Source organism: Candidatus Thermoplasmatota archaeon (assembly GCA_038884455.1).
GTDB lineage: Archaea > Thermoplasmatota > E2 > DHVEG-1 > DHVEG-1 > JAWABU01.
In genome coordinates this window covers 1-16,997 of sequence record JAWABU010000037.1, presented here as the reverse complement: position 1 = coordinate 16,997, position 16,997 = coordinate 1, and the positions used below count along the sequence as shown (strand labels likewise).

Annotated in this window: 14 protein-coding genes; 7 read left to right on the top strand and 7 right to left on the bottom strand. The window is 39.6% G+C overall.

Annotation, left to right across the window (positions count from 1 at the left end; genetic code table 11):
* Positions 1–129: 129 nt before the first annotated feature.
* Together QXL17_06930 and QXL17_06925 are read right to left on the bottom strand one after the other, a co-directional pair.
* Entirely contained in the window at positions 130–1,458 is a 1,329-nt protein-coding gene (locus QXL17_06930; protein MEM4258865.1) for a DUF4147 domain-containing protein, read from the bottom strand.
* A gap of 22 nt (positions 1,459–1,480) precedes the next feature.
* Positions 1,481–2,812: a signal recognition particle protein Srp54 gene (locus QXL17_06925; GenBank protein MEM4258864.1), complete on the bottom strand. Its 1,332-nt coding sequence runs from the start codon at positions 2,810–2,812 to the stop codon at positions 1,481–1,483.
* A 169-nt stretch (positions 2,813–2,981) separates the two neighbouring features.
* On the opposite strand from QXL17_06925, the gene QXL17_06920 reads away from it, so the two are divergent.
* The 5 genes from QXL17_06920 to hutU all read left to right on the top strand — a co-directional run bounded on the left by QXL17_06920 (position 2,982) and on the right by hutU (position 10,814).
* Positions 2,982–5,240: a DUF3160 domain-containing protein gene (locus tag QXL17_06920; GenBank protein ID MEM4258863.1), complete on the top strand. Its 2,259-nt coding sequence runs from the start codon at positions 2,982–2,984 to the stop codon at positions 5,238–5,240.
* A gap of 273 nt (positions 5,241–5,513) precedes the next feature.
* Positions 5,514–6,962 (top strand): C25 family cysteine peptidase, encoded by a 1,449-nt coding sequence (locus QXL17_06915; protein ID MEM4258862.1) that lies wholly within the window; start codon positions 5,514–5,516, stop codon positions 6,960–6,962.
* Between the two features lie 127 nt (positions 6,963–7,089).
* Positions 7,090–8,481, top strand: coding sequence for a C25 family cysteine peptidase (locus QXL17_06910; GenBank protein ID MEM4258861.1), 1,392 nt, complete (start codon positions 7,090–7,092; stop codon positions 8,479–8,481).
* 48 nt (positions 8,482–8,529) lie between these two features.
* Complete coding sequence (locus QXL17_06905; GenBank protein ID MEM4258860.1) at positions 8,530–8,748, top strand: LSM domain-containing protein; 219 nt, start codon at positions 8,530–8,532, stop codon at positions 8,746–8,748.
* Positions 8,749–9,164: 416 nt separating this feature from the next.
* Positions 9,165–10,814 carry a urocanate hydratase gene (gene hutU, locus QXL17_06900; protein ID MEM4258859.1) on the top strand — a complete coding sequence of 550 codons (1,650 nt, stop codon included), beginning with the start codon at positions 9,165–9,167 and terminating at the stop codon, positions 10,812–10,814.
* A 270-nt stretch (positions 10,815–11,084) separates the two neighbouring features.
* Here hutU and QXL17_06895 read toward each other — a convergent pair whose 3' ends face one another.
* A complete protein-coding gene (locus tag QXL17_06895) occupies positions 11,085–12,608 on the bottom strand; it encodes an aromatic amino acid ammonia-lyase (protein MEM4258858.1) in 1,524 nt (507 codons plus the stop codon).
* A gap of 134 nt (positions 12,609–12,742) precedes the next feature.
* Between QXL17_06895 and QXL17_06890 the strand changes: the two genes are divergently transcribed.
* The gene (locus QXL17_06890) at positions 12,743–13,435 is read left to right on the top strand and encodes a class I SAM-dependent methyltransferase (protein ID MEM4258857.1); all 693 of its coding nucleotides are present in this window, start codon (positions 12,743–12,745) and stop codon (positions 13,433–13,435) included.
* 4 nt (positions 13,436–13,439) lie between these two features.
* Here the strand turns inward: QXL17_06890 and QXL17_06885 are convergent, their stop codons facing one another.
* The 3 genes from QXL17_06885 to QXL17_06875 form a co-directional block, all read right to left on the bottom strand.
* Positions 13,440–14,306, bottom strand: coding sequence for a bifunctional 5,10-methylenetetrahydrofolate dehydrogenase/5,10-methenyltetrahydrofolate cyclohydrolase (locus tag QXL17_06885; protein ID MEM4258856.1), 867 nt, complete (start codon positions 14,304–14,306; stop codon positions 13,440–13,442).
* A gap of 34 nt (positions 14,307–14,340) precedes the next feature.
* A complete protein-coding gene (locus QXL17_06880) occupies positions 14,341–15,150 on the bottom strand; it encodes a methyltransferase domain-containing protein (protein MEM4258855.1) in 810 nt (269 codons plus the stop codon).
* Positions 15,151–15,294: 144 nt separating this feature from the next.
* A complete protein-coding gene (locus tag QXL17_06875) occupies positions 15,295–15,537 on the bottom strand; it encodes a hypothetical protein (GenBank protein MEM4258854.1) in 243 nt (80 codons plus the stop codon).
* Positions 15,538–15,763: 226 nt separating this feature from the next.
* Between QXL17_06875 and QXL17_06870 the strand changes: the two genes are divergently transcribed.
* A complete protein-coding gene (locus QXL17_06870) occupies positions 15,764–16,177 on the top strand; it encodes a hypothetical protein (protein ID MEM4258853.1) in 414 nt (137 codons plus the stop codon).
* A gap of 172 nt (positions 16,178–16,349) precedes the next feature.
* On the opposite strand, the gene QXL17_06865 is transcribed toward QXL17_06870, so the two are convergent.
* Complete coding sequence (locus QXL17_06865; protein MEM4258852.1) at positions 16,350–16,823, bottom strand: hypothetical protein; 474 nt, start codon at positions 16,821–16,823, stop codon at positions 16,350–16,352.
* Positions 16,824–16,997: the final 174 nt, after the last annotated feature.

Here is a 16,997-nt window from a genome sequence, read left to right as displayed (position 1 = left end):
GAAGATCGACGAGAAATAGCATTATTTTCTACCGCATTCTTTCACAATATTTTTATCACAAGAATACGCCCGGATTAATTCTGTCCCAATGTCTTATTCTCAGTATTCCAGATCTTGTTGAAGAGAAAATCAACGTAACACCACGCAAATATCCATGACATTGGTTCCTGTTGGACCGGTGATTAACGCATCACCTAGTATTGAAAAAAACTCGTATGAATTATTTTTCTTCAAAAAACTTATTGGTTGTAAACCTTTCTTCACTGCCTTTGACATCGTAAAACCATCAATGACAGCGCCGGCAGCAGGACTGTTTCCATCTTTTCCGTCTGTTGCAAAACTTGCCATAACAATATCAGTTGTAGCAATCAGTTCGGCACAACCAAGTATTAATTCCTGATTTCTACCTCCTCGTCCGGGACCTTGAACAGAAACAGTTGTTTCTCCACTAGAGATCAGCACTGTTTTTTGAGGTTTGTTGTGTATCTGAGATACTACGTTTCTTCCGATCGTTCGTGCTTCGCCAACTAACGATGTAGTAACTATAGATGCAGTATATCCGAGTTGTTCGGCTTTTTTTTTCACTGCACGACATGCAGAAGCATTATTTGCAATAATACAGTTGTGAACCCGTTCAAAAACAGGATTATCTTTTTTTAAGGTTTCAGAAATCTGACCAGTGCATCCTAATTTCATCAAACGACGGACGTTTTCTGGTATTTTATCTAGGATATTATATTTTTCGAACACGTTCTTTGCGTCAATAAATGAAGTTGAGTCAGGAGCTGTTGGGCCAGATGCAATAAACTCTACAGGGTCACCAACGATATCAGAAATAATCAATGAAAGCACGGTTCCTTTACACTCAGCGACTAACTGTCCCCCATGGACCAATGAAAGATGTTTTCGAACCGTGTTGACCTCTTGGATTGTGGCAGGACTTCGAAGCAAAAGTTCATTCACTGTTCTTAGGTCTTTCAGCGACACGCGAGGTTTGCAAAGGAGCGCAGAGCCACCACCAGAAATCAAAACAAGAACGAGATCACGGTCGCCACATGTTCTCATAATGTTTACAACCGCATCAGTTGCTTTGATATTTTGTTTACTTGGTAATGGGTGCGTCCCAATAAAAACCTGGATGGTCTCAGGAAAAACTTCAGTGTATTGCTCATGGTAGATTACAATTCCTTTAGCGACTGGAATATGGTCACAGATTGCTTTGGTCATACCAATACTTGCTTTGCCAAACCCAATAACAAAAATACGGTTAAAATTTGATAAATTCAATATTTTCGAATCACATCTCAGTATCTTCTCGTGGATACATGCAGAGACGGCCTGATATGGATTTACCGCTTCTACACCTGCAATGAGCATATCAAGAAGATCACGACGTTTTTGTTGCAGCTCCACAGTTTTCCCATTGATAATTAACTGATCATAGTTTTTCACAAGCATATCTTACCATAAAAAAAGGATTTTATTTTCCAAAATCCAGCTGCCGTAGTAGATTCCGTCGCATCTTCCGATCACTTGAGAAACCTTGCATCATCCGTTTCGTCATAGAGTAATACTTCAATAACTCCTTCACATCTTTATGTTCGACGCCTGCACCTCGTGCTATTCGCTTTATCCGTGATGATCGAATAATATCAGGATTTTCTTTCTCCTCCGGCGTCATCGAATCCATAATCACACGGAATCGTTTTAATTTATTCTGCGTTTCATTCATGTCAACATTCTTTAGTTTCGCTGCACCACCAAACGGAAGCATTTCAGCAACCTTTGAAAGAGGGCCCATTCCTTGGATCATGTTCATTTGTTCATACATGTCATTGAGGTTAAACTTTCCAGACATCAGACGACGCGCTGTTTTCTCAGCGTCTTTTCCTTTTAAACTTTCTTCAGCACGTTCGAGGAGTGATTTCAAATCACCCATCCCGAGAAGCCTTGAGATAAAACCTTGAGGGTCAAATTTTTCAAAATCTGCGGGATGCTCGCCGGTACCAACGAAAATAATCGGAGCGCCGACAGTTGCAGCAGCACTCAATGCCCCTCCTCCTTTTGCAGTTCCATCTAGTTTCGTCAGGATAATGCCGGTTATTCCAATTGCGTCATGAAAAGCTTGTGCCTGAGGACCTGCTTGTTGGCCCATCGCTGCATCCATCACGAGTAATTTTTCGTCAGGATTTGTTGCTTTAAAGATATCTTTCATTTCAGTAATCAAATCATCTTCAAGTTTATGTCGCCCTGAGGTATCGACAATTATAACATCGCAGGTTTTTTTTAATTTTTCAAGTCCATCTTTGATAACCTTTACAGCATTTTTTTCAGATTTATCGCCATAAAATGGTACTTCGACCTGTTCAGCAATCTGTTTTAACTGTTCATATGCAGCAGGTCGATGAACATCACCAGCGATCAATGCTGGTCGTAATCCTTTCTTTTTAAAATATCGAGAAAGTTTACCACAGGTTGTCGTTTTACCTTGACCATAAAGACCGACCATCATGATAACCTGTTTTTTCATAGATAGTTCTCGAGTTTTGCCGAGGACCTGCACGAGTTCATGATCAACAATACGAATTACATGTTCACGGTTATTCATCCCTGCAGGTGGTTTTTCTTCAAGAGCACGTTTCTCAATTTTTTTTGATAGTTCGACGACGAGTTTTACATTGACGTCTGCTTGGAGTAACGCTCGTTGGATATCACGGACGATTTCTTTGATTAACGTTGCATCCACAGTAACTGCATTCGCAATTTTTTGAATCGTTTTTCGAAGTGAATCACTGAGACCTTCAAGGACCATACAACCAGGTACAGCATCGATGATTTCCCATTAAAAGCTATCGGCATCAATTTGGTGTTTTCCAAACATTTTCATCAACTTTATAAATAATTCAAACTATAGTTACCTTTGAGGTTAAACAGTTATGTATCACAAAAAAATCTTTTTTTGTTTTGGAGTGTGTGCGCTTTTGATTGTAGTCGGGTTAAGTGGATGTGTTCAACAACCAGAAATGAATCGAGAGCACATTAGTATCCCTTCAGTTCGAGCAGATGAGCTTGATCATCCAAAATATAAACTTGCGACCTATTATTCTTCTGATGCAGTAGTTATCCAGATGCAGCCACCACAATATACTCTCCCAATAGATATATCACAAATTGAAAATTTCAATACGATTAATGCTCTTTTTTCGTTGAACATCGAACAGAAAAATCTTCTTTCAAACAACGGATTTGTCGTTTTTCCCTTCAGTTCAAATGAAGATGATATCATCACACTCTACACCTATCTGAAAAAACACAACATCCCGATCTTTGTTACCTCGGATACGTTACTCCACTTGTACCATATACAATTTGATCAAATTCTTAAAGGAATTGAAGAACGTGAATTTTTCTACCTTCTCCTCAACATTACCAAAGTATTGTATGATCAATCGATTGCAGATTATGAAACTTTCACCGCTGCTGATCTCAAAGAAGCAGCACGACGAAACAGTGCTTTTTTTGCTGTTGCTCTCAGCTTGCTGCAAACACCAACTGAAACCTATAATGGATCAGAAGATATCCCTGAACTTCATTTCATTATTCCTGCGTATATCCAAGATCTCGTGAAAGATGAGTTAACATTCATCCAGAAACATCAAGGATTCATGGAGAGCCCGGTATTTATCTATGCTGAAGATTATTCCCAGTACGTTCCTCGTGGTCATTATACCCAGTCAGAAAAACTAAAACGGTATTTTACCACAATGATGTGGTATGGTCGTATTTCCTTTCTTATCAAAGGTGGAGAACCCCATGGTCCAGATCAGAATTTTCTCATCTCAGCCTATGATGCAAAAATCCAGACTCTTCAAGCCTGTCTTATTGCAAGCGCATTACCTTCGATAACCTTGGACGGTCAACCCTTGCAAACATTCTGGGATCGACTGTATGCGGTTACCTCATTTTTTGTCGGTGTTGCTGATGATTTGACACCCTATGAATATCTTGATTGTATTCAGCAGGTTTTCGGATCTTCATTCCCGACAATACATTTTACAAATGATGAAAAACTGTTAGAACTAAAAATAAAACTTGCAGAACAACGCAGTCCGAAAATCTATGGCGGAACCGGCAATAGTGCAGTAGAGATCATTCCAGGAAAAAATATTACTATTGAAGACCTCAACAAGGTTCTTGATAAAACGAAAGGCATGCGGTTCATGGGACAGCGATTTGTTCCTGATTCGTACATATTCCAACAACTTGTATTCCCTGCAGTCGGTCCATTTACGGGAACAGGTACCCCATTTACTGGTGGTCACAATGGCCGTCTGTTCCCTCGAGGACTTGATGTTATGGCAATTCTTGGATCACGACGAGCAAAAGATATTCTCATCAATGATCAGGATACAGCATACATCGGCTACTACGAACAATTTAATAAATTACAAGAAAACTTCTCAATGTTTACAATAACCGACTGGAATAAAAATCTATACTTCAGCTGGCTGTACACCCTTCAATCATTACTCTCTGAAAAAACCGATGTTTATCCAACCTTCATGACCACAGATGCCTGGCTTGATAAACAACTTCAAACGTGTCTTGCATCGTGGACTGAATTACGACATGATACGATTCTCTACGCAAAACAAAGCTATACACCAACAACGACTTCAGTTGATGGTGGCGCTCACATGTTTCCTATAGTTGGATACGTTGAACCAACACCTGAATTTTATACACGACTTCTTGCACTGACTCGGATGACAACAAACGGTTTATCTACACTTGGTGTGCTCACTGAGACGGAAACAGTGCGACTTCAAAACCTTGCAAACATCCTTATCAAACTTCGGGCGATAACCATTGACGAACTTGAAGGGACAATGCTTACTGAAGACCAATATGAATTCATACGGAATTTTGGCGACGAACTGAAAGGAGTTGTTCTAGGAGTCAACGATAAAGGGAAAGAAACCACCCTTATTGCCGATGTGCATACTGATACTAACACAGGACTGATCCTTGAAGAAGCAGTAGGATATGTTGATCTTATTATTGTTGCGTACAAACTTCCCGATGGGCGTGTTCTTGTAGGGGCGGGACCTGTTTTTAGTTACTATGAATTTAAACAACCCATGCAAAACCGATTAACCAATGAAGCATGGATTGAAATCCTTGAACAGAATCAACAACCAGACCGTCCAATATGGATACAATCTTTTTATGCAGAATAACTACTCTTACCTGGGTCAAAACAGTACTTACACCGTCTACAGCAGGTTTGTCTGATCTGACGTTTTTCCTTCTTGACAGTTTTTACACACAGCTTCGAGCTCATCTTCGGGATCTAACGGTTCACCGCAAATTCGACAATATTCCATCGTGCACCACCATTTTTCGTTTTTATCCATTCTGAATTAAAAATCATCTATTTATGTGTTTTTTTGCTCTCAAGCTAAAGATTTATTAACTAACAACAGTGCTACCATATATTGGGGGTTCTTTCAATGAAGAAACACTATATTTCGTTCAAAGACCGCAGGCACCTCGGGCTTTGTAGCATCTGTATCATCCTGTGTATGGTTCTTCCCATAACTCAGGCAAAAACACATCAAACCGCTGTTCCTTCAAGTATTGCTCGTTCATCATCCTTCGCACCACCACCAACTCAAACATCATCAATCTATGAACTTCTCGTCATTGCACCTCGAGAATTTCTACCAGTATTACAACCTCTCATCTGTCATAAACAACGCATGGGCATATCAACACGTCTTGTGACACTAGATGAAATCTACCATCAGATGTACTGGCATGGTCGTGACCAAGCTGAGAAAATAAAATACTATATTAAAACAGCGATAGAAGAATGGGGTATTAAATACGTGCTTCTTGTCGGTGATTTCCGCCACATACCGGTTCGATACTGTTACAATGCTGATGTGAATCATGGATTTCATGAACCTTGTTTCATCTCAGAGTTGTACTATGCTGATATTTATGATGCAGCAGGAAATTTTTCAAGTTGGGATTCGAATCACAACGGCGTCTATGGCGAATGGTTTGGTGATACTGCTGAAGATCAACCAATCGATTTATACCCAGATGTTGCAGTTGGTCGACTTGCCTGCAGAAACAGCATTGAAGTTACTGTCATGGTTCACAAGATTAAAACCTATGAGACAACAACCTATAATCAATCGTGGTTTAACACGATTGTCGTCGTTGCTGGTGATACCTACCCCGAGTCACTTAATCCAAACTGGACTGGCAACGAAGGTGAAGAAAACACCTTGCTTGTTTTGGAAAACATGAGTGGTTTTACCCCAGTGAAGTTATGGACGTCTGATGGGACTTTCAGTGGACCCAGAGATGTCATTCGTTCGATCAATCAAGGATGTGGTTTTCTTTATTTTGAAGGCCATGCAAACCCGTATTACTGGAGCACCCACCCGCCCAATGATGCAGACACATGGATTGATGGACTTTCTGTCCCATCAATGAGTTTATTACGCAATCGAAATATGATGCCAATATGCATCGTCGGCGGTTGTCACAATCTTCAATTCGATGTTCATCTCAAAAAACTTCGAGATGATCCATGGTATTATTATACTTGGATTTCTGAATGTTGGGGTTGGAAACTAACTCGGAAAATAGGCGGAGGTTCTATTGCAACTATTGGATGTACTGGTCTTGGGATGAGCAAAGAGGATAAAGAATCATTCAGCGGTGCTGGAGATTACCTACAACCAACGTTTTTCTATGAATACAACCACAGTACTACCCACATACTTGGGGATATCTGGGCTACAACTATTGCCAATTACCTAGATCACTATCCTATCAACTGGAACACGCCTGCTGCTTGGGACTTTGCAATTGATGCAAAAACCGTTCAGCAATGGGCGCTTCTTGGCGATCCAAGCCTTCGTATCGGAGGATATCCTCAATAGGTTATTCTTGTAGGTAAAAATTTATAAACTATGTTTTATATTAATAGTTCTTGGGAATACTATGAAGTTGTTCAAATGTCAAAAACTCTGTGTACTGGTCATGGCGCTTTTATTTTTCGGGTGTTTCATGCTACCATCTACTTCAGGAAGAAAGACTGATGTAAACAATTTTGGGAACATACCAAACATAAAGATATCATCATCAACTAATGCAATCTATCAGCTTTTAATCGTTGCACCAAAAGTATTTATCGATGAGCTTGAACCCCTCGTCTGTCATAAACAACGCATGGGCATATCAACACGTCTTGTGACACTAGATGAAATCTACCATCAGATGTACTGGCATGGTCGTGACCAAGCTGAGAAAATAAAATACTATATTAAAACAGCGATAGAAGAATGGGGTATTAAATACGTGCTTCTTGTCGGTGGAAAAAAAGGGCAACTTCCGTTCTGGTATGTACCTGTTCGATACCTTCACATGGCGAATGATTGGGAGTCAGAAATTCTTTCTGATCTTTACTATGCTGATATTTATGATGCAGCAGGAAATTTTTCAACGTGGGATAGTGATGGCGATGGTGATTATGGTGAATGGATCTATGGTGAAACACCCGAGGATATCAATATTGATCTCACAGCAGATGTTGCAGTTGGCCGGCTTCCCTGCAGAAACGAGTATGAAGTAAGTATCATGGTCGACAAAATCATCACCTACGAGACGAAAACCTGGGGGCAATCATGGTTTAACCGAATGGTTGTTGCAGCTGGGGATACTTACCCGGAATCACATAATCCAAACTGGACTGGATACGAAGGTGAATATTATGGTGATCAAGCATTAGAAAATATGACTGGTTTTTTTCCCGTCCGCTTATACACTTCATCAGGAACGTTGACTGGTTTTAGAGATGTGCAAAAAGCGGTGAATCCTGGATGTGGTTTTCTCTACTTTGTTGGTCATGGCAGTCCAAAACAATGGGGTAATAATAATCCAAATGGAACAGGCTTTGTTCATGCGTTAAGTACTACAAACGTTCATCGTTTAAACAACAACAACCGATATCCTGTTTGTGTGCTTTCAGGATGTCACAACCTTCAATTTGATGTCAACATCTTTCGAAATTTCAACAAAACATTACGGTATCGGCAGGAGGGAGTATTTGAATGTCTTGGGTGGAGGCTCACCCGTGTTGTTCGTGGTGGTTCTATTGCAACACTTGGGGCAACTGCTCTTGGATTCACCAAAGAAGATAAACATGCATTTATCGGTGGTATCAATGAACTTGAGGTTGCCTTTTTTGAACAGTATGGGACCTATGGTCAACATATCCTTGGAGATGCTTGGAGAGGTGCAATAAATTGGTATACAACCACGTATCCGATTAATTGGCTGAGTTCAGATCCAGTGTATCTTTCTGATGCATGGATCGATGTTCAAGTTCCTGCAACCTGGATTTTATTTGGCGACCCGAGCCTTCTTGTTGGCGGGTATCAACCATTGTTATTGCCATAGAAATCGAAAGGAATATCTTTAAAAAGGGTTGTCATCTTACCGTATGCTATGGCGTTACCATTAGATATCCTCGAAAAATCAGTGAATCAAAAACTACTTCTTCTGTTAAAGGATAGTAGACGTATTGAAGGAAAACTCTTAGGATTCGATGAATACATGAATCTGGTTCTTGATGAGGTTGAAGAGACAGATAAAGATGAAAAAAAACGTAGACTTGGGAGAATTATCCTCCGAGGAAGTAACGTTGTCAGCATTTCTTTTGTTTAAAGCGAAAAAAATATATAGTACTTATTCCTTTTTATTCTATGGAAGGAATTGGGCTGGTAGTTGTTGTTTTGTTAGAGTGCATCCCATCCCCTCCTAGTGAGGCCAGCCGTCCTTCCCTTTTTGTATCAATAAAATGACTAACCTACATGCGTTAGTTCCGCATATAATACATACATTTTTTTATCTACGAAATAACTTTTTATTAAAACAAAAAGACGAATTATGTGAAACGATTGTCTACGTAAATTATAAATATTAGATACGAATATGTGATTCTTGGAAGGAATTGGGCTGGTAGTTGTTTTTTTACGTGCATCCCATCCCCTCCTCGTGAGGCCAGCCTCCTTCCGATTCCCACACAATTACTAATAAAAAACTTAAACAACACCTTTGTGATTCACTAGATGTGATACGTCATGAAACATACGATTCCACTCACAAAGGGTACCACGCTCCGATGCAAGGGTTGGAAACAAGAAGGCATCCTCCGGATGCTTGAAAACAATCTTACCAATGCGGAACTGCCAGAACAACTCATCATTTACGGTGGCACAGGAAAAGCAGCACGTAACTGGGAATGCTTTCATGCAATTGTTGCCGCTTTACAAAAACTAGACAACGATGAGACACTTCTTGTTCAGTCAGGAAAACCAGTCGGTATTTTTAAAACATGGACAAACGCACCACGCGTACTGATCGCAAATTCCAATCTCGTCCCGTACTGGAGTACTTGGGAACATTTTCGGAAACTCGAAGCACAAGGACTCACGATGTATGGACAAATGACTGCAGGGTCGTGGTGCTATATTGGAACCCAAGGGATCATTCAGGGAACCTATGAAACGTTTGCGGCATGCGCACAAAAACATTTCAAAACAGATCTCACCGATAAAATTGTTCTTACGGGTGGTCTTGGTGGTATGGGAGGTGCGCAGCCTCTAGCGGTTACGATGAATCATGGTATTTGTATTGCTGTTGAATGTGATGAAGAACGTATTGATCGGCGTATACAGAAAGGATTTTGCGATACAAAAGTAACTTCTGTTGATAAAGCGCTTGATCTCGCATTACTTGCACGAGAGGAACACAAACCTCTTTCAATAGCACTTCTTGGAAACTGTGCCGATGTTTTGCCGGCGTTGGTTCGCGACAACTTCAAACCAGATGTTGTCACTGATCAGACATCGGCTCATGATGAGCTCAATGGCTATATTCCTGCTGGATATTATGGAGAAAATCTGTCTGAAGCATTAGCGTTACGGGTAAAAAACCCAACAGAATATATCAAGCAGTCACTTACCAGCATGAAACAGCATTGTGCGGCATTACTTGAATTCCAAAAACACGGAGCAGTTGTTTTTGATTATGGGAACAATCTCCGCGGACAAGCCTATAAAGCAGGCCTTCTTAATGCTTTTGACTATCCTGGTTTTGTCCCTGAATACATCAGACCATTGTTCTGCGTCGGTCGGGGCCCGTTTCGGTGGATTGCACTCACTGGAAATCCAGAAGACATCCTTAAAACTGATCAAGAAATTATTACAATGTTTCCTCATGACAAAATTCTTGTTAATTGGATTCATCTTGCTGAACAATTTTTACCTTGGGAGGGGCTACCTGCTCGAGTTTGCTGGCTTGGATACGGGGAACGAGCACGGTTTGCTTTACGAATCAACGAACTGGTCAGAGACTGTCAGATCGGTCCAATTGCAATCACACGAGATCATCTTGATAGCGGCAGTGTCGCATCGCCATACCGAGAAACAGAAAATATGAGAGATGGTAGTGATGCAATTGCTGACTGGCCATTGCTCAATGCTCTGCTTAACTGTGCTGCTGGTGCTGATAGTGTCCACATTCATAACGGTGGAGGAGTCGGCATCGGACTCTCAACCCATTCCGGTATGGTTGTGATCTGCGATGGAACCCATGAAACTGATGAACGAATCAAACGGGTCTTTACCACAGATCCAGGGATTGGTGTTGCACGACACGTCGATGCTGGCTATCCAGAGGCACGACAACTTGCAAAAAAAGAGCATATCAAAATTCCTATGATCACGTAATCCGCTTTATTTTTTCATCGACTTTTTCGATGTAAAAATTTATTTTTATACATGATTGTGCCGACATAGATCATTTCCAAGAAGATCAATGACCAGATAAAACCTGGGATAAAAAAATACGTTCCACTGTTTTCAAGAATTATACAGAAAAAAATCATCAAGAACATGAATACAATAAAGATCACTTTTTCACGTCTCCAAAAGTTTTTTTCTTTTTCATTCTTAAAAAATTTTGTTGTACAGTTCGTACCAGAAAATAAAAAAAAGTTTTTAGAGAAGCGGTCCTATGGTTTTTTCGACTTCTTTTAAAATTTCACAGGATTTTACCAGTTCTTTCATTTTATTATGATCTGGATACAGAGGCCGGTCAACATCTAAAAATTGGACATGTTTCCGGATCACTTCTTTTGCTTTGGTAACTGCTTTCCCAAACGAATACTCTCGGAGATCAAGTGCTTGTGCAGCAGCCATAAATTCGATTCCAAGGATACCATATGCATTATCAAGAATTTGTAAATTTTTCAATGCAGTATTCATACCCATCGAAACGAAATCTTCTTGATCCGCGGCGGCAGGAATTGATTGGATCGAAGCAGGATTTGATAATATCCGCTGTTCAACAATTAAATGATCAGCAGTATATTGACTGAGCATTAACCCTGAGAACATTCCGCCTCCTTTTGTAAGAAATGCTGGAAGGCCAGCGCTTAAGGCAGGATTGTTTAATCGATTCAGACGTCGTTCTGAGAGAACACATACCATGGTGATTGCGGTACCTGCCATATCCATTGGAAGTGATACAGGACTACCTTGGAAATTGGCTCCAGATAATTGGAGATTTTCGTCAGGGAAAAAAATAGGATTATCGCCAACGCCATTCAGTTCAATTTCAACTTGAGTTCGAGCATATTCTAACGCGTCTCGAGCAGCACCGATCACCTGGGGTGTTGAACGCATAGAATATGCATCCTGGACTTTGCATTTCATAGTTCCTTTTTCAAGGTCACCACCAGTAATCAATCTTTTGATATTTTTCGCTGATTTTACGGCACCTGGAAAACCTCGAACCTCAAGAATTTTTGGATTATAGGGTTTCATATTTGCCTTTAATGCTTCAAGAGTCATTGCTGCTGCGATCTCAGCTTGTTTTATCCAATTCATTGCATCATAGAGAAAAAGAGCACTCATTGCAGTAAGCATATTTGAACCGTTAATAATTGCAAGACCATCTCGGGCTTCTAAACCAGGGGGTGTTATTCCTGCTTTATTCAGAGCCTCTTTGCCTTCAAGGAGTTTTCCTTGAAAATATGCTTTTCCTTCCCCGAGCATAAGGAGAGCAATTTGTGCCATTGGTGCAAGGTCGCCACAGGCACCAACTGAACCTTTCTGGCATACAAACGGTGTTACATTTTTATTGAGCATTTCAACCAGTGTTTGCGTGATTTCAGGACGACATCCTGAATTTCCATGAGCATGAACGTTAATTCGAGCAAGCATCGCCGCCCGAACGTGTTCGATTGGGGCAGGTTCCCCTATGCCTGCAGCATGATTATAGATGAGATACTTCTGAAAATCTTTTATTTGATTATCGCTTAAAACAACTTCGGAGAACTCACCAATTCCTGTATTCACCCCGTACATAATCTCTTTTGCTTTGATCTTTTTTTCAAGCATTGCTCTACATTTTTTAATTCGTTCTATGGCTCTTGGATCAAGGACAATTTTTTCATAATTCCGAGCGACATCAACAAGTTTTTCAATGGTGAGATCTGAACCAGTAATCATTATAGCCATATGCATTGCCTCCGAAGATACTGTTCTAGTTAAAGCCCCTGTATTCTGTGACCTGGTAATTAAGTTTCCCACTTGGTGCCCTAGTATGAGACAAAATCATAAAAAACATCTTCTGTTATCCTATGGAAAAGAGTATGATTGATACTTACGAACATACATCTGAACAAACATGGGATACGATTGCGTATAGTTTCGATACAACACGACAAAAACCCTGGCAAATCGTTCTTGATTTTCTGCAAACGTTACCGCATTCGGCATCAGTAATCGATCTTGGATGTGGTAATGGCCGGCATCTTCTTGCTTGCGCTCAGCACTGTACATCTGTTGTTGGTTTTGATATCTCACGTAATCTCCTCAGTATTGCCCGGGAAAAAACTCAGAAACTTCACAACTCCAACACGTTTTTTGTCCATGGAACTGTAACGTGCTTGCCGTTCAAGGACAACTCATTTGATGGAGTTCTTTTTATCGCTTCCCTGCACAATATCAAAGGTAAAAACAAACGAAAGCATGCATTACGCGAACTCCATCGGATTCTCAAACCAGGTGGGATTGGTTTAATTAGTGTATGGTCTCGATGGCAGAAAAACTACCGCTTTTATTTTTTCAAAGAACTATTTTTTCAAACTCAGCGGGAATTTGGCGACATCGAAATACCTTGGAAACAACATACGACGCAGATCTCACGTTTTTATCATTTGTATGGACAGCATGAATTTATCCACGATATCAAAAGCTCCGGCTTGATCATAGAAAAGATAGTTCATGAAAAAATCAAAGGAAAACCATATTCAAACAATTATTTTGCATTTATTCGAAAATAATTTACTACTTTTTCTTCTTTTGCTGCATGCATTGTTCAAACGTCGCGATCATATTTTGTAACGCGCAGGCAATCGTAATCGGACCAATACCTCCAGGTACTGGAGTTATCATCGCTGCTTTTTCTTTAACCATTTCAAAGTCAACATCACCACAAACGCCATCCGGCGTTTGAACGATGCCAACATCGATCACAATCGAATCGTTTTTTACCATTGATGCTTGAATCAATTTTGGTTTGCCAACAGCAGAAATTATAATATCAGCAGTTTTGGTAACATCCGAAAGATTTTTTGTAAAGACATGACAAACAGTCACTGTTGCATTTCTATTTAACAACAGAATTGAGAGTGGTTTGCCGACAACAATACTATGGTTGATGATAGCAATATGTTTTCCCTCCACCAGTATGTTGTTAGAGGACAAGAGCTCAATTACTGCTCGAGGAGTACATGGCGCCAGTGTTTCATTTCCAAGAAGAAGTTGTCCAATATTATAAGGATGAAAACCTTCAACATCTTTTGCAGGATCTATTGAACACATCAAAGCCTGCTGAGAGATATGTTTTGGAACAGGATATTGAATCAAGATTCCATGAATTTCTTTTTTTTTATTCAACGTATGAATCGTCGAAATAACTGTATCTTCCGATGCTGTTTCGTCAAAAAACAGATGATCTGAGTGAATTCCAACTTCTTCACAAGCCTTATCGCGCAGCTTGAGATACAACTGAGATGATGGGTTATCACCTATTATAATCGTTGTAATCTTTGGTTGTAGAGAATATTTTCTTTTCAGTAGTTGTATTTCTTCTGCAACAGTGTTTTTCATATTTTGAGCGATATTCTTTCCATATAGAATGTGAGCAGTCATTGTTGATCACTCCTGATAACTTCGAAGATATTAATTAACACTTGGGTTTTATACCAATTGCATAAAACTGTGGAAAAAAATTTACTTGAGTCCCATCGTCGAGAGATTTTAGAAATTCATATTCCCAACTATCGATTTCTTTTTCTGAAAGTCCTGCGTCTTTTAAAACTTTGATGTAGAAATCTCGGGAATGAAGATAATACTGTTTGTCTTCTTCACACGACCAAATTCTACTATTTCCGATGCCGATCGTTGTTTCAAGTCCAGCATTGACAAACAATGATCGCAATTTACGACCAATGTGTGGATCTCCTCCTTTTTTACGAATGACTTCTCCAGCAAATAATCGATCAATTTTTTCATTTTCAGGGTAATGTATTTTTCCACCATAATCTGGTTCAAGTGACGCAAGGACTTTTCCATGAGTACAGGCCACCCGAGCCATTTCATTAACTACTTTTTGTGGGTTATCTGCCCACATCAACATAAGATTACAGGTAACTAGATCAAAACTGTTATCTTGGAAGGGAAGCGTTTCCGCATCACCGATACAAAGAGTTATTTTTGCTGAATTTTTGAGGATTTTACGGGCGACATGAATAAGTCGTTCAGAACCATCAACCGCAACAACATGCCCTTTGGTAAGGCGAACGATGTCTCTAGTTACAAACCCTGAACCGCACCCTACATCTAAGATGCGGTGTGCATCTTTGAGTCCCACCTTGAGGTATAATGGAAGTCGTTCTTCAGCTGTTTCCAACGCTTGAAGTTCTAATTTTTTAATAAAATCAGGTAACTCATCATCTGATCTCTTATGGAATTTATTGCCTTTTGAAATCACCATTTACTACCTAGAGAGGGAAAATATGTAAAATCGTTTAAGAGTTTCTATTATTCAGATGGATATAAAAAGCAAGAGAAGACCTGAAGCATAAGAAGAGGTGATAGAAGAAGGAATTAGTCTTCTCTTGCTGTCACCATTTTCATCTTAATGCTTTTTTTTCTTTTTGAACTCTTTGAGCTCGTCATATTTTCCAACAAATACGTATCCATCATCGGTTTTTTGAAGCATTCCCTCGCTGCGCATGAGCTCAAAGACCTTCTCGGTTATCTTAATGGATTTTATGCGATCTTTTGGCGTTTTAATTTTGTACATTTCATAGATATCCTCTGCCAAGTTTTCTTGCTCAATTTCATACATTACATCTACTCTATGCATGGTTTTTTTCATCTCCTACCTCGACACATATTGTTAATTAGTGACATGTTAAATTTTAACAACATTGGTATATTAACCTACCGCACAAAAATGTCAAACTGTCAAACTATACAGACTCCTCATCCGAATGAAAAGAAAAATTGTATTTCTCCTGTTATAACAAGGAAAAAAACAAAAAATATAAATAGTAAGAAATCGTTCATTACTCTGGAAAAATAAATAGCTGGAGGAGTGAGAGATGGAAAATAGTTTGAAAACAATGGCAAGTTGGTTACTGCTTTTAGGTATTATTATAGCAGTACTCGTTGGACTTGCATTTGGAGCAAACAATGCATGGGAAACCGAATTAGCAACACCAGTCGGAGCGTTATTAGCTCTCCTAGGATTTATTATTGGTGTGCTATCATTCTTTGCAATCGGTACAATTACCCATGAAAAAGTAACAATGTTTCTAATTGGAACACTGATTTTGGTACTTCTCGGAACCACCGCAGCAACATGGACGAAAGGTGACTGGTGGGGTTTAGCTCCCTATTTCACCAATATCATCACATACCTTGCAGTATTTGCTGCGCCAGCTGCCGGAATCATTGCTATAAAGGCGATCTGGGATGCTGGAAAAACAAAAGAAATACTGCCAAAAATAAAATAAAAAATGCAACTGATCTGCTCCATCCCTTTTTCTTTTTTTGTTTTCGTTTTTCGTCTTTGATATTTTTGAGGGACGCTAATTAGCCATGAAAATCGGCTAATTAGCCACGACTAATTAGCCAACAAATAGAAAAAAAGCGGTATGGGCAAGTATTCTATAAAAAATCTAATATTCAGAGTAATTCGGGGTGATATCTCCTGATTTCATCTTGTAAATTATTTTCTGTCCACGTGGCTATCTTAGAGATAATTGGTGGATTTCGTTTACATGGAATAACAACATTAAATTCGTTAGGATTTAACGTATAATCTTTAAACATTTTTTTATTAGAGAAATAGGTATACCACAGAATATACGATTCTGGTTGATAGACATCCAGAGGCACACTTATTCGTTCAATATCAATTCGGTGTGCCGCAATAAGTTGAAGTGCAAGACTTGCAGGGTTCATGCTTTCAAAAGGGACCCAGGAAAAACCCATTGGTGCATCATTAAAAATTGAGGAATACATTCCTGAGATTCTAACATGGGTGGAACGGAAAAAGGTATGCACGTCTCGTGCATATTTTTCCAGTCGTTCATCAATGATGTCTCCAAGAAGTTCAGCGGTGTATCTCTCAGAGAATTTCTCTTGTGTTCTAAACATGGTTGTAGTTTGTTCAGCATTTTCTCTATCTATTTTTTGGAGTTCATGGCTTCATCCCGAAATAGATAATTAAGGAAGAAACATTCATTTTTTCATTGGATGGGACGCGCAAAGAAAAAGATTAATCCAACAGTTGCGAACCATGTGAACCGCAATTTCACCGCCGATTTCAGC